A 14,270-nucleotide genomic window follows, 5' to 3' on the forward strand; every position below is an offset into this window, starting at 1 on the left:
ATCAGCGGCGCAGGTCGGCCTCCGGGCCCATGACGATCACCGGGAGCCCGGCCGGGTCCAGGGCCCGCAGCAGCTCGCGCATGTGCTCCAGGGCCAGGGAGATGCACGCCTGGGTGGGGCCCTGGTGGTCGACGTGGATCCACACGCCGCCGCCCCTCTCCTCGCCCAGCGGCCTCTCGGTGTCCAGCGGGGTCGTGCCGGGGACGCGGTTGTAGTCGATGGCGACCACGTAGTCGAAGGAGCCCTCCAGCGGCTCGCCGAGGAACCCCTCGCCGGAGACGTCGAAGTCCTCGTCCTGGTCGTAGGGCAGCAGGGTGCCGGGATCGGGCAGCCGGCCGCCCGCGTCGCCGAGGCCGAAGACCCCGACGGGGGTGCGCAGATCGCCCTCGGTGTGGTCGGGCGTCCAGCCCCGCAGGGCGTTGTGCGCGGGCCAGGGGCCGAGCACACGGGTCCAGGGGGCGTCGGCGTCGGCGCGCTCGTAGAGGACCGCCTCGGCCGTGTGGGTGTCGCGGGTGGCGCCGGTGACGACCAGGGCCTGGAGGGTGCCGTCGGTCAGGGCGGCGCCGGTCTCGGGACCGACGCCGGGCAGGCCGCGCGGGGCGGGGGCCGGGGAGGCGGGAGAGGGGGAGGCGGGGGCGCCGGGCGGCCCGGACAGGGGACGGGGCGGTGGCGCGGAGGAGGAGGCGCAGCCCGCGAGCAGCAGGGCGGCGCACACGGTGGGGGCCAGCAGCCGTGATGCGGCGAGGCAGACGGGCATGGGGCGGTGTCCTCCGCGGTCGTGGACGAGGGGTGCGGGCGATGCGTACCCGCAGGTGCGGGTGGCCGGTCGCCTGCGCGGGCGGCTCACTCCTAGGGGCGCATACGGGCGCGCCCGTATGCGCCAACGCCGGGGACCGTGCGGGTGGGCCCCGAAATCCCCTGTGACCGCGGGCCCGGGCGCAGTAGCATCGGGCCCATGCGACGACGACATTGATCCACGGCCCCTGGTCCTTCGACGGCCTCCCGCGGACCGCCGCACGGGTGAGCTCCCGGCGTCCGCTGCCCGTCGTCAAGAAGGACCTCGTCCATGCTCACCGTTTCGTCGCGCCCTCCTGCCGCCGTCCGTCGGCTGGAGCGGCGGCTCTCCCTCTACGCGGGGCTGGAGGACTTCGTCCTGCTGTACCCGCTGTACGCACTGCTCTTCGCCGAACACGGCCTGTCCACGGCCGAGATGTCCTCGCTGTTCGCCCTGTGGTCGCTGACCGCGCTGGTGGTGGAGGTCCCCTCCGGGGTGTGGGCGGACCTGGTCTCGCGCCGTCTGCTGCTGGTGCTGGGGCCGCTGCTGACGGCCACCGGCTTCGCCCTGTGGGCGCTGCTGCCCTCCTACGCCGCCTTCGCCGGCGGATTCGTCCTGTGGGGCGTGGGCGGGGCGCTGCGCTCGGGCGCCTACGAGGCGCTGGCCTTCGAGGAACTGTCCCGGCTGGGCGCCGGCACGCGCTACGCCCGTGCCATGGGCCGCGCCTCGGCCTGGAGCATGGCCGCCACCGCCGCGGCGACGGCCGCGGCCGCACCGGTGGCGGGTTTGTGGGGCATGCCCGCGGTGGCGGCGGCGAGCGTCGCCGCCTGTCTGCTGTGCGCGGTCGCGGGCGCCGCGCTGCCGGAGCACCGGGCGCCGGAGGGCGGGGCGGACCGCTCCGGCGGTGCGCCGCTCCCGGCGCCCGCCGGGGAGGGGCCGGGAACGGCCCGTCCCGCGGGCGCCCCGGGGCCGGGCGGCGGGTGCACCACCGGCGCGGCGGCGACGGCCCGGGGGCTGCGGGCCGTCGCCGTGCTCCGCTCGGGTGCCGCCGAGGTGCGCGGGACGCCCCGGGTCCGCCGGGCCCTGCTGCTGGTCGTCGCGGTGACGGCGGTCTGGGGCGCCCTGGACGAGTACGTCCCGCTGCTGGCCTCGGCTACCGGCGCGCCTCCCGCGGCCGTCCCGCTGCTGGTCCTGCTGGTGTGGACGGGCGTGACCGCCGGCGCGCTGCTGGTGGGGCCGGCCATGAGCCTGGGCCCGCGGGCCCTGGGGGCGCTGCTGGCCGCGGGCGCGCTGGCCACGGCCGCGGGCGCGCTGTGGGGCCGCCCCGCCGGGTTCGTGGGGGTGGCGGCGGGCTTCCTGGTGTTCCAGCTGGTGGACGTGGTGGCCGACGCCCGGCTCCAGGCGGCCGTCAGCGGCCCGGGGCGTGCGACGATCACCTCCCTCGCGGGCCTGGGCAAGGAGGGCGCGACGCTGGGGGTCTTCGGTGCCTACGCGGCACTGTCCTCCCAGGCCGGCCACGGCCCGGTGTTCGCCCTGCTCGTCGTGCCGTACCTGCTGGTGGCGCTGGTCCTCGGGGTACGCCCCCGCGGCGCGGGCGGGACCGCGGTGCCCGGGGAGGCGGACCGGGCGGCTGCCGGGGACGCGGGCCCCGCGGTGCCCGGCGGCACGGGCCGGGCGTCCTGAGCCGGGCCGGACGGACCGGGCGCGGCCCCGCCGTCGGAGCGGCCGCAGGGGCCGCGCCCGGTCACCCGCCGGTGCCGGGCGGGCCGCGTTCCCGGCCGCGGCGCGGCCGGGGCCGGTGCCGGCCCTGGCCGATTCCCGTCCCCCGGGGGCGGGTGGCTGGGATGATCCTGCGCACGGGGCCGGGCGCGCGGTCCTGTCCGGGTGCGAGCGGGGGGTGGCGTGATGCGCCGGGAGGGCACGGTGGCGGGGGCGGCGGGCACGGGGCCCGGGGCGGAGGACGATGCGGTCCACTTCGTGGACCGGTTCCCCTTCGACTGGCAGGACCCCGCCTCCCGCGAACTGAGGGACCTGCTGGCCTCCGTCCACTTCCGCGAGGAGCCGGTCGTCGCCCTCGCCCAGGAGGCCGGGATCCGGCCTGCCTCCCTCCACTGGGGCCGCCCCATGGACGCGGTGTGGCACGAGCTGATCGAGACCGCCCGCCGGCAGGACCGCCTCCGGGCGCTGCTGGAGCGTGTCACCGCGGGCCCGGACGCGGCCCTGGCCCGGCGCGTGGGCGAGCTGCTGCGGTCCCGGCCCGTGGTGGAGGCCGCCCCGCCCGCGCAGGACCCGGAGGCCCTGACGGCACAGGCCCCGGACGCCGCCGAGCGCCAGATCCTGCGCACCGCCTCCTACCTGGACGTGTCCTTCCTGCGGCGCGGTGTGGAGGTCGCCTCGTCCGTGGCCCGCCTGCTGGTGTCCTTCGCGGACGGCTCCACCTACCACGCGACGGCCTTCAGGATCGCCGAGGACACCCTGCTGACCAGCCATCACGTGCTCTTCGACGCGCCGGCCCGCGGGGGCGGGCGGGCCGTCGCGGCCGAAGCGTGGTTCGGGTACGAGAACGACGCGGAGGGGCGTGTGCGCGCCCATGTCCCCGTCCGCTGCCTCACCGACTCGGTCGCCGGCGACGCGGAGGAGGACTGGGCGGTGGTGCGGACGGCGGAGCCGGTGCCGGAGGAAGCGGCGGTGGTGGACCTCCCGCGCAGCGTGCCGGTGGCGCGCGGGGACCGCGTCTACATCGTGCAGCACCCGCACGGCGGGGTGAAGAAGCTCGCCGCGCACCACAACGTGGTCCGGTACGCGGACGACTCCGTGGTGCGCTACTGGACCGACACCGACCACGGCTCGTCGGGCTCCCCCGTCTTCGACCGGCACTGGCGGCCCGTGGCGCTGCACCAGCGCTGGGTGCGCGTCAGCCCCCAGGGGGCGCCGCCGGAGTACGTCAACCAGGGGGTGCGCATCGACCGGATCGCAGCCGGACTGGAGCGGGCCGGGTGGACGTGAGAGCGTGCTGAACCTCGACGCACGCGCCTTCGCGCGCTGGGACGCGGACACGGTGGCCCTGCTGAAGGCGCTGACGGACCTCTTCCCGGAGACGGGTCCGATCAAGCGGCTGGTCCAGGAGGGCGGGCTGCGGCTCGCCCGGTTCCACTGGGACCGCCCCGCGGACGACCTCTGGCCGGACGTGCTGGAGGCGGCGGCCGCCGAGGGGCTGCTGCGGGGGCTGCTGCTGCGGGTCGCCGACGACCCGTCCAGCCGCGTCCACCACCCGCTGCTCAGGGAGCTGCTGCACCGCGAACAGCCCGCAGGCGGCGTGGACCCGTGCCAGGTCCGGTTCATCGACCGCACCGTGCCCAAGGCGTTCCTCGACCGCAACGCGCTGCGGGGGCACCTGCGGGAACTGCTCCACGACAACGGCAGCAGGGTCCTGGTGGTCAGCGGCGACCGGTTCACCGGGAAGTCCTGGACCTGGGACCTGATCGTGCACGTCCTCGGGGAGCTGGGCCGGGGCAGCTCGTACCTCATCGACCTGGACGCCTGGGAGGGCACCCCGGCCGGGCCCGCCGACGTGATGGGCGAGATCACCGACCAGCTGGGCTGGGAGCGGGCCGCGGTGGACCCGCACGAGGCGGAGGACACCAGCGCCCGGAACCTGCTCAGCAGGTTCAAGGGCCGCATCCGCGGCTGCGCCGACGAGCCCTGGTTCGTCTTCGACGGACTGGACGCCCACTACCTGACCCCCTCGGCCCTGCGGATGATCGAGGGCCTGGCCCTGGCGGCGGAGCGGCGGGAGGCGGGCGGGCGGATGCGTGTGGTGCTGATCGGCTACGAGCGGGAACTGCCGGCGCAGCTGGCGCAGTCCGTACTGCACGAGAGGCTGGGGCACCCGGGGGTGGACGACCTGCGCGACTTCTTCGACCGCGTCGCCGCGTCCCGGGGGTACCGGCCGGACGGCGAAGCGGTCGACCTGTTCGTGGAGCGGGTTCTGGAGGAGTCCATGGGGGAAGAGGAGTCGGTGGGGGAAGGGGACCGGAGGGGCGCCCTGCCCATCGGGCGGGTGTCCCGGGCCGCCGCGGCGCACGCCCGGCTGCTGCTGTCCCATCTGCCCGCCCCGGCAACCCGGGAAGGGGGAGCGCCGTGAGTGAGCCCCGCGCACTGACGGCAGCGGATGTCCGGGCCCTGCTCGGCGGCCCCGGCGGCACACAGCGGACGGCGCGCGGCGCGCCCGGCGAGCCCGGGAAGGAGGCCCCCACTCCGGCCCGCTGGTCGCTGCGGGAGGCCCTGTGCCTGCTCGGCTCCTTCGACGAGGCGGCGCCCGAGCGGGTCGCCCACGGCGCCGCGGCCGGGGGGCCGGGCGAACTCAGCAGCGCACTCCGTGCGTTGCTCCGCCACGACTGCGACCGGGTCAGCACCCGAGCGGGCCGGCGCCTGCGGCTGCGCGCCGAGGTGCGCGCGGCCGCGCTGGAGCGGCTGAGGACGCCCCGGCGGATGCGCGAGGCGCTGAGCCGGGCCCCCGAGGACCCGTCCGACCCCGCGCGCGCCTGGGCCGGGCGGCTGCTGGCGGGCGACCTGCCGGACGGGGGCGGTGACGGCCTGGCGGAACTCCATGCGGCCCTGACCGTGACCGGCTGGTTCGCCGGGGCACCGCGCGCCCGGGAGGCGCTGGCGCTGCACGGGCGGGTGCTCCCGGACACCGGCGGGGTGCGTGCGCGGATCGAGGTCGCCCGCCTGGTCCAGCCGCTCTCGGCGCTGGCCGGCGAGGGGTTCGTCGGCAGGCGCCGCGAGCTCCGGGCCCTGGCCGCGCACGCGCGCGTCCCGGCGGCGGGGGCGCCCGGGGGCTCGGGCACGGACCGGTCCTCGCGCCTGATGGTCCACGGCCCGGGCGGTATCGGGAAGTCGAGCCTGGTCGCGCGCTTCGTGCTCGACCACGTCGGTCCGGGGCCGACGGTGCGGCTCCCGTTCGCCTACCTGTCGTTCGACCGCGCCGACCTGCTCCCGCAGCAGCCGCTGACCCTGCTCGCCGAGGCGGCGCGCCAGCTGGGCGTGCTGCGTCCCGCCGTCGCCGCCGAGGCGCGGGCCGTCGCCGTCCTCGCCCACCGCACCCTGCTCGCCGACCGGACCGCCGAGGACGAGAGCTCGCGGACGCTGTCGGGGCGGCGCGGGGGCCACGACCGCGACGAGCGCCGGCTGGTGGAGCGGTTCGCACGGCTGGTGGCCGCCGCAGCGCCGCCGGAGGCGCAGGGGCCGGGCCCCGTGCTGCTGGTCCTGGACACGCTGGAGATCGCCCAGCGGCACGGGGCGACGGCGATGGCGCGCCTGACGCACTTCCTCGACGCCCTCCAGGACGCCTGCCCGCAGGTCCGCGTCGTGCTGGCGGGCCGCGCGCCGCTCGACGACGCCTCACGGCGGACCCGGCGCCTGACGCTGAGCGGCTTCGAGCCCGCGTTGGCGCTGGGCTTCCTGCGCGAGCACATCGGCTCCCCGGCGGTGCCGGTGGACGAGGCGTTCCTGTCCTCGGTGGTGACGCTGTACGGCACCAACCCGCTGAGCCTGAAGCTGACCGCCGAACTCGTCCGGCGCCTCGGGCCGGAGGGGCTGACGGATGCCGCGGCGCGCCGGGAGCTGACCGAGGCCACCGGGGCGGAGCAGTTGCAGGGCATGCTCTACCGGCGGATCCTCGACCACCTCGACGGGGAGGACCTGCGGCGCATCGCCAACCCCGGCCTGGCGGTCCGCCGGGTCACCCCGGAGGTCATCCGGAAGGTGCTGGCCGGGCCCTGCGGCCTGGGACCGGTGGACTGGGGACGGGCAGAGGACCTGTTCGCGGCGCTGAAGGCCGAGGCCTCGCTGGTGGAGCCGGCTCCGGACGGCGGCGCCGTGGTGCAGCGCCACGACGTGCGCGGCGCCATGCTGCCCCTGCTGCGCCGGGACTCGGCCGCGCAGGTGCGGGAGATCGACCGGCTCGCGGTGGAGTACTACGCGGCCGCGCAGGAGCGCCGGCCGGACCGGGCGGTGGAGCTGCGGGCCGAGGAGCTCTACCACCGCCTCGCGCTGGAGCAGGAGGCCGCGGTCCTGGACGGCCGCTGGCTGGACGAGGCGGGGCCGCTGCTGGACTCCGCCCTCGACGAGCTGCCGGAGCGGTCGAGGGTCTACCTGTCCGACCGGCTCGGCATCACCGTCCCGGCAGCCCTGCGGGAGCGGGCCGACGAGGTGACCTGGGCCCGTCAGGCTGCCCGGGAGGCCCAGGCGCTGCTCGGCGACGGGCGCCCCGAGCAGGCCCTGGCGCTGGTGTCGGAGCGGCCCGGGGTGATCGGGCACCGTCCGGAGCTGGCGGTCCTGCGACTGCGGGCGCTGGCGGCGCTGGGCCGGGCCCGGGAGGTCCGGGCCTCGGTGGGGGCCGCCCTTGACGCGGCGGCGGCCCGGGACCCGGCCCTCACCGGGGAGATCGCCCTGCTCGGGGCCCGTGCCGAGGAGGACCTGGGCGACTTCGGGGCGGCGCACGCACTGCTGCGGCGGGTGCGGCGGGCGGCGGAGCAGCAGGGCGACCGCGTGCTGGCGCTCCGGGCGCTGACGGCCTCGCTGCGGCTCCACCGGCGGGGCGGCAGCGCCTCCTCCCCGGCCGCTGAGGAGGTGCGCGGGGAGCTGGTGGCCGGCGTGGCCGCGGCGGGCGACCGCACCCTGGAGCGCCATCCCTCGCTGCTGCGGGACCTGGCGGCCGAACTCGGCGACCGGCTGCCCCGGCTGGTGGCCCTCGCGGTGCGGGTGCTCGGGGTGGACTTCGAGGGCCCCATGGGGCGGCAGCTGTCCCTGCGGCTGACCGCGCACGACGTGCCCGGCTCCCCCGGCAGCGACCCGGGCGGCCCCGGCGGGGACGGGGACCGCGGCCGGGAGCGGGGCGGGGCACCCGGCGGCGGGCCGGAGCCGGACGGCGCTCCCGGGGAGGGCCGGCGCTGGCCGGGGAGCGGCAACTCCCTGGAGCAGGGGGCACGTGTCTCGGCCATTCTGGGCGCGGGCGACACGCGGCGCGACGTCTGGAACGACGCCCTGGTGGACGCGTACCGGCACGAGGCGGACCGGGCCTCGCCCCTGCCCTCTTCCGGGCGTCCGGGGCCCTCCGTCACCTGGGACGCCGTGGTGGTCGTGCCGGGCCTGCTGGGCAGCGTGCTCCGGGAGCGGGAGACCGGCCGCCTCCTCTGGGGCGGGCAGCCCTCCGGGCTGGTGCGCGACTGGTGCGACGGGACCGCCGCCGAGGCGCTGCGGGTCGCCGACGAGGAGCGTGCGGGGGCGTCCCGCACGGTGGCGGCGGGGCTGGTCGGCTCCCCCGTCTGGGCTCCCCGCATCGGCGGGTGCGAGCCCTACGGCCCGCTGCTGGGCGCCGTCCGCGAGCGGGTGGTCCACCCCGATGCCGTGCTGGAGTTCCCCTACGACTGGCGTCTCGCGGTCGAGCGCTCCGGCCGCCTGCTCGCCGGGGCCGCGCGGCGGCACCTGCGGCGGTGGCGGGCCCGGGCGGAGGCGCTGCGCGCCCCGGGGGCCGGGCCCGGGGAGAGACGCCCACCGCGCCTGGTGCTCGTCGCGCACTCCCAGGGCGGGCTGGTGGCCCGGGCCGCCCTGGAGGCCGATCCGGACCTCGCCCGGGACACCCGGGTGCTGGTCACCCTGGGGACGCCGTTCGACGGCGCCCCGGCGGTGGCGGCGTTCCTCGGCGACCGGGGCGACGGGCCGCCCGGGCACGAGCGGTTCCACGCCGCGGCGCTGACCATGCCCGGGCTGTACGACCTGCTGCCGAGGACGGCGTGCGTGGAGCGCGACGGACGCCTGACGGCGCTGACCGCGGCGGATCTGGCGGCCGCGGGCGCCGACGCGGACCTGGCCGCCGCCGCCCTGGCCCCGCGTGCCGCGGGGGCGGGTGTGCGGCGCCCCGACCACCGGGGCGTGGCGGGCACGGGCCAGCCGACGGTGCAGAGCCTGCTCCTCGCCGCGGGCCGGGTGCTGGCCCTGGAGGACACCCTGCGGACCCGGCCGGACGGTTCCGTGACGCGGGATCCGGCGGGGGCGGCGGCGCGATGGGACCGCGGCGGGGACGGGCTGGTGCCCCGGGACGCCGCCGCCTGGGAGGGGTCCCCCGTGGAGCAGTGCTATGTGACGGCACGTCACGGTGCACTGCACACGCACCCGGTGGCGCTGCGGTACGTGGCCCGGGTGCTCACCGAGACCCCCGGGGTCCCGGTCGACCCGGCCGAGGTGGGAGGGGTGGTGGCGACGTCACGGGATGTCGCACCGCCCGGTGCCGCCCGCACCGACGGGGTACTGGCGGCGATCGGCCTGCCGGGCACCGGGCCGGCCGTCGGGCTGCGGGTGCCGGAGCGCGTCGCTCCCGGCCGGCCCTGGACGCTCAGGGTGACCGGGCCCGCGGCACTGCGCGGGATCCGGTGCGCGGTGCAGGACGCGGCGACGGGGCGGACCGTGGTCACCCCGCGGCTGCGCGGAACGGAGGGCGGACTGGAGGGGTCGGTGGTACTGGTGTCCTCCGGCCTGTACCGCGTCGTGGTGGAACGGGAGGGGGCGCCTCCCGTGACCGAACTGGTGCTCGCCGCCGCGGCCGCACCGGCGGCGTGGCCCCCTGGGGGGTGAACAGCGCTCCGTCGGCCGCCGCGTCGCGGGGCGGCCCGCGGCACCCGCGATGCGGCGGTGGGGCGGCCCGCACCGCGCCGGTGGGGCCTGATGTGCGAAGAGGCCGCCCCGGATGCCAGGATGCAGGTATGAGCAATGTGTACTTCGACATCACCATCAACGACGAGCCCGCGGGCCGGATCGTCTTCGCCCTGTTCGACGACGTGGTCCCGAAGACCGCGCAGAACTTCCGCGAGCTCGCCACGGGCAAGCACGGCTTCGGCTACGAGGGCTCGTCGTTCCACCGGGTCATCCCCAACTTCATGCTGCAGGGCGGCGACTTCACCGCGGGCAACGGCACCGGCGGCCGCAGCATCTACGGCGAGAAGTTCGCCGACGAGAACTTCGAGCTCAAGCACACCAAGCCCGGCCTGCTGTCGATGGCCAACGCCGGTCCGAACACCAACGGGTCGCAGTTCTTCATCACCACCATCGTGACCGGCTGGCTGGACGGCAAGCACGTCGTCTTCGGCGAGGTCGTGGAGGGCATGGACCTGGTCAGGAAGATCGAGGCCCTGGGCTCCGACAGCGGCCGCCTCGGCGCCAAGGTCACCATCGCCAAGTCCGGCGTCGTCGAGGGCTGACCCCGTCGCACCGCACGCGGGCCCGGCAGGACTGCCGGGCCCGCGGCGCGCGGCCGGGCGGGCGGCGTCGGCTCAGTCCGTCGGCTCCTCCGGCTCGGGTGCGTCCTCGATGCCTCCCTCCGGCCGCCGCGCGGCCGGGCGGGGCCCGGCCCCGGCCTCGTCGACGTCCGGGACGTCGCCGCCGCCCTCGGAACTCTCCCCGGCCCGGGGCGCGCCCGCGCCGGGTTCAGGCCGCTCGGGCTCCCAGGGGTCCTCGGCCCCGGCCTGCTGGTCGGGCAGGTCCCGCGGCAGGGGATCACCCCCTCCGCCTTCGAACCCCTCCGGACGGATGTCCTTGGACTGCCCTGTCATGGTGCTCCTCCCTTCGCCGTCGGGCACGGAGCCACGGGTACCCGTCCGCACGGCTTCCACGCGCCGCCCGGACCGGGGACCTGCCCCGCGGCGGCGCCGCCCGGCGGCCGGGGCGGGGTGGCCGAGTCCGTGTCCGGCCGCACCGCGCATGGGCCATAATTCTCCGGTGAACGACGATCAGGCCCTCCGGCGCGTGCGCGGCGGCGGGCGCCCGGCCCGGACCGCCGGCCCACGGGGGCGCGGCGCGGGCGCGGGGGACGGCTGGCCCCGGTGGCGCGAGGACCATCCGGAGACCTCCTTCGGCGGTCTGCCGTTCGTGCTCGCCACCGTGCGGATGACGGTGCCGGCGGGCCGGCGGTGGCAGCAGCACCGCCTCGTCGAGAACGACCGCCTGAGAACCCGGCTGGTACCGCTGCTCGGAGCGCTGCCCATGAGCCACTCCCTGCTCCAGGAGCCGCACGGAGGCCAGCACTGCCGCTACGGCGCGGGCGGCCCGGTGCTCTGGCAGGACACCGACCCCGACCGCTGGCCCAACACCCTGTACCGGCAGTTCGAGGAGACCGACGGGCCCCGCAGCGGTCTCGGGGAGCTGAGGGTGACGCTCCGTCTGGAGACCAGGGACGGCCTGGTCGGCACCGCGGAGCGCACGATAGCGGAGTGCAACGTGCGGGCCGACGGCCGGCTGCTGCTGGTGCAGATCCCCGACCGCCTCTCCGCGGCCGGCTGACGGCGGGCTGACGGCGCCTCGGCCCGCTTCGGCGGGCGGCGGCCTCAGCCAGCGGCCCCGGGCCCTCCGGTCCGGCCGCCCAGGCGGTCGGCGGCCGGGGGCCGGACGGTCACGGCCCGGGGCGCCGAGCCGTTGTGCCAGACCACCCAGTTCTCCAGCGAGACGCGGCAGGCGTGGTCGAGATGGCGCAGCCCCGAGAGGTCGAGCTCCACCTCGCGCTCCCGGGACAGCTCCTCCAGGCGCTCCATGATCGACGGCAGCCGGAGGAAGGTCGCATGGCCTCCGAGGGACACCACCCGCCTGCCGCCGGTGAGTTCGCGCACCTCGATGGTGATGTGGGACGTCTCCCACGCCGTCTTGACGACCGCGAGCAGCAGACCGGCGACGACGCACTGGAAGAGGTCGGTCACGACCACGGCGACCGCGGTGGCCACCAGTACGGCGGCCTCGCCCCGCTGGTGGCGCAGCAGCGGCGCCAGCTCCTTCACCGGCACGAGCTTGCAGCCCGCGTGGACCAGCACCCCCGCCAGGGCGGCGAGCGGGATGACGCCGATCACCTGCGGCAGCAGCGCGGCGAACAGCAGGAGCCACAGCCCGTGCAGGACGCGGGAGAGCCGGGTCCTGGCACCGGCCTGCACATTGGCCGAGCTGCGCACGATGACCGCGGTCATCGGCAGCGCCCCCAGCGCCCCGCAGAGCAGGTTTCCGGTGCCCTGGGCGACGAGCTCCTTGTTGTACTGCGTGCGCGGGCCGTTGTGCATCCGGTCCACCGCGGCCGCGCTGAACAGGCTCTCCGCGGAGGCGATCACCGTGAAGGCGAGGACGGTGCCGATCACCGCGAGGTCGGCGAGGCGGCCGAGGTCGGCCACGCCGGGCGGGTCGACGGCCGCGAGCAGGCCCTGCACCTCGACTCTCGCCACCGGGAGGTCGAGGAGCACGGTGGCGGCCGTGGCGAGCGCGACCGCTGCGAGGGGGCCCGGCAGCAGCCGGAGGCGGGCCGGGAGGCGGGGCCAGAACAGCAGGAGCGCCACGGTGCCGGCGCCGACGAGGAAGGGGGTCGCCGCGGCCGGGTCCGTGGCGACGGTGGCGGCCAGCCGGGGCAGACCGGTGATCTTCCCGATGCTGCCCGAGGGCTGGGGGGCGTCGGCGAGCGCGTAGAGCTGGCCGAGGACGATCACCAGGCCGATGCCCGCGAGCATGCCCTGGACCACGGCCACCGAGATGGCACGGAACCAGCGGCCGACGCGCAGCAGTCCGAGCACGACCTGCAGGAGCCCGGCGGCCAGCACGATGGCGCCGAGCGTCGCGAGCCCGAAGTCGTCCACGGCCTGGTAGACGAGCACCGTGAGCCCGGCGGCGGGTCCGCTGACCTGGAGCGAGCTGCCGGGCATCAGCCCGACGACGAGGCCGCCCACGATGCCCGTGACGAGCCCGAGTTCGGCGGGGACGCCGGAGGCCAGGGCGACTCCGACGCACAGGGGCAGGGCGACGAGGAAGACGACGAGGGACGCGAGGACGTCCCGCACCGCGGTCCGGCGGTCGGCCGGGAAGGGGGGCGGGGAGGGCAGGAAGGACATCGAGACGGAATTCCTCGCTGTGCGGCCGACATGGGGGGCGGTTCTTCTGCCCGGCACGGCAGCTACGGCGCCACGGCAGACGAAAAGACTTCGGAACTCTGACCGACATGCATGTCGCGCAATTCCCTCGACCCCTTCGACCAGCAGGAACGGAGTGAACTATGCGAACAGAAAGGCGAGTCGAAGCGACCGGCACCGACGGCACCGACGCATATTTGACCCTAGCATTACCCTTCCTTTGGGGAATCAAAATGCGCCATGGATTTCACGGGTCGATTACCGCGGAGTATTCACGGGAAATTCGAACGCCTGGAGGGGCGCGTCCCCCGCCGGTGCGGCGCGCGGCACCGGCGCGCGGGAGGGCCGCCCGCGTCGTGCGCGGGGGCCGAGGGGCGCGGTGCGGGCGGGCACCGGCTCACGGAGACGGCTGGAGCGCGGTCCGGAGCACCCGCGGGGGCGGGGGAACCGCCCCGGACCGGGCGCCCGCGGCCTCCGGCCGGTCAGCCGTCCTGCGCGGCCCGGCCCTCCTCACCCCGGACGGGGCCCGCGTACGGCCACAGGTGCGCCGCCTCGCCCGGCGCAAGCTGGTCGACCACCTCCGCGAGCTCCACGCACGCCTCCTCGATCCGCCGGCGCACGTTCTGCTGCTCGGTGACGATCGCGGCCAGCAGCAGGGCGCTGAGCGCCGCCGCGCCGTTGAGGACCTGCAGGACCACCATCACCTCCAGCAGCGAGCGGTCCTCGAAGGGGCCCGTGCCCGTGGTGGCGGCGCTGATCGCGAACACGGACACCAGCAGCATGCAGGGGGCGGAGCCGGGGAGCTGGAAGCGGAGCGCCGCCCAGATCAGCACCGGGAACATCAGGAAGAGCAGCGAGGGCACCGTGCGGGTGGCCACCCAGCACACGACCACCGAGGCGGCGCACAGGGCCGCCGCCTCGGACCACCACCAGGGCCTCGGGTCCCGCGGCAGCCGCGCGCGGCGCAGGACCAGCAGCAGCGGGGTGACCACGAGCACGCCCATCGCGTCGCCCGCCCACCACGCCGCCCAGATCGGCCAGAACTCTCCGCCCGACAGCGCTCCGCTGAGCACCAGCGTCCCCGCGCCGAAGGTGGCGCTGATCAGCATCCCGCCGAGGGCACCGGCGAAGACGAGGGCCACCCCGTCGCGGAGCCGGTCCAGCTCGGGCCGGAAGCCGACGCGGCGCAGGAGCAGGTAGGCCGCGATCGGGGCCAGGGTGTTCCCGACCAGGATGCCCAGGCTGGAGAGGCCCACGCTGGAGATCGTCGCGATCACGGCGAGAGCGCCCAGCGCGATGCCGGGCCAGGCGCGGATCCCCAGCCACAGCAGGCAGCTCAGGGCGATGCCCGTCGGCGGCCACAGCGGGGAGACGACGGCTCCTTCCACCACCACCTGCTCCAGCAGGCCGATCCGGCCGCCCGCCCAGTAGGCGGCGGCGACCACGAGGATCCGCAGCACCTCTGCGGCCGGACGTCTCAGTTGCTCGCTGCGGATCACGCATGTCATCACACAACGCCGGAGGCCGCGAGGCGGGGTGACACGCGCTGCCGACCCGAACCGCCC

The 14,270-nt window shown here is 76.8% G+C and carries 10 protein-coding genes; 6 read left to right on the forward strand and 4 right to left on the reverse strand.

What is annotated here, in order from left to right:
• Window position 1: 1 nt before the first annotated feature.
• Entirely contained in the window at window positions 2-757 is a 756-nt protein-coding gene (locus tag NPS70_RS08770) for a hypothetical protein (RefSeq protein ID WP_256523510.1), read from the reverse strand.
• Between the two features lie 309 nt (window positions 758-1,066).
• Here NPS70_RS08770 and NPS70_RS08775 point away from each other — a divergent pair, with 309 nt between their 5' ends.
• From NPS70_RS08775 to NPS70_RS08795, 5 genes are all read left to right on the forward strand, one after another.
• On the forward strand, window positions 1,067-2,458 hold the full coding sequence (locus tag NPS70_RS08775; RefSeq protein WP_256523511.1) for an MFS transporter: 1,392 nt from the start codon (window positions 1,067-1,069) through the stop codon (window positions 2,456-2,458).
• Between the two features lie 222 nt (window positions 2,459-2,680).
• Window positions 2,681-3,781, forward strand: a complete 1,101-nt coding sequence (locus NPS70_RS08780; protein ID WP_256523512.1) for a trypsin-like peptidase domain-containing protein — start codon at window positions 2,681-2,683, stop codon at window positions 3,779-3,781.
• Between the two features lie 4 nt (window positions 3,782-3,785).
• Entirely contained in the window at window positions 3,786-4,919 is a 1,134-nt protein-coding gene (locus tag NPS70_RS08785; protein WP_256523513.1) for an effector-associated domain EAD1-containing protein, read from the forward strand.
• Window positions 4,916-9,409, forward strand: a complete 4,494-nt coding sequence (locus NPS70_RS08790) for an AAA family ATPase (RefSeq protein WP_256523514.1) — start codon at window positions 4,916-4,918, stop codon at window positions 9,407-9,409. Before NPS70_RS08785 ends, NPS70_RS08790 begins: the two co-directional genes overlap by 4 nt.
• 128 nt (window positions 9,410-9,537) lie before the next feature.
• On the forward strand, window positions 9,538-10,032 hold the full coding sequence (locus NPS70_RS08795) for a peptidylprolyl isomerase (protein WP_256523515.1): 495 nt from the start codon (window positions 9,538-9,540) through the stop codon (window positions 10,030-10,032).
• Between the two features lie 72 nt (window positions 10,033-10,104).
• Here the strand turns inward: NPS70_RS08795 and NPS70_RS08800 are convergent, their stop codons facing one another.
• Window positions 10,105-10,383 (reverse strand): hypothetical protein, encoded by a 279-nt coding sequence (locus NPS70_RS08800; RefSeq protein WP_256523516.1) that lies wholly within the window; start codon window positions 10,381-10,383, stop codon window positions 10,105-10,107.
• 166 nt (window positions 10,384-10,549) lie between these two features.
• Here NPS70_RS08800 and NPS70_RS08805 point away from each other — a divergent pair, with 166 nt between their 5' ends.
• Entirely contained in the window at window positions 10,550-11,110 is a 561-nt protein-coding gene (locus NPS70_RS08805; protein ID WP_256523517.1) for a hypothetical protein, read from the forward strand.
• 44 nt (window positions 11,111-11,154) lie between these two features.
• Here the strand turns inward: NPS70_RS08805 and NPS70_RS08810 are convergent, their stop codons facing one another.
• The gene (locus tag NPS70_RS08810; RefSeq protein WP_256523518.1) at window positions 11,155-12,687 is read right to left on the reverse strand and encodes a SulP family inorganic anion transporter; all 1,533 of its coding nucleotides are present in this window, start codon (window positions 12,685-12,687) and stop codon (window positions 11,155-11,157) included.
• Window positions 12,688-13,187: 500 nt separating this feature from the next.
• The gene (locus tag NPS70_RS08815; RefSeq protein ID WP_256523519.1) at window positions 13,188-14,204 is read right to left on the reverse strand and encodes an MASE1 domain-containing protein; all 1,017 of its coding nucleotides are present in this window, start codon (window positions 14,202-14,204) and stop codon (window positions 13,188-13,190) included.
• Window positions 14,205-14,270 lie beyond the last annotated feature (66 nt).

The organism is Streptomyces sp. C10-9-1 (assembly GCF_024497955.1).
GTDB classification, from domain to species: domain Bacteria; phylum Actinomycetota; class Actinomycetes; order Streptomycetales; family Streptomycetaceae; genus Streptomyces; species Streptomyces sanyensis.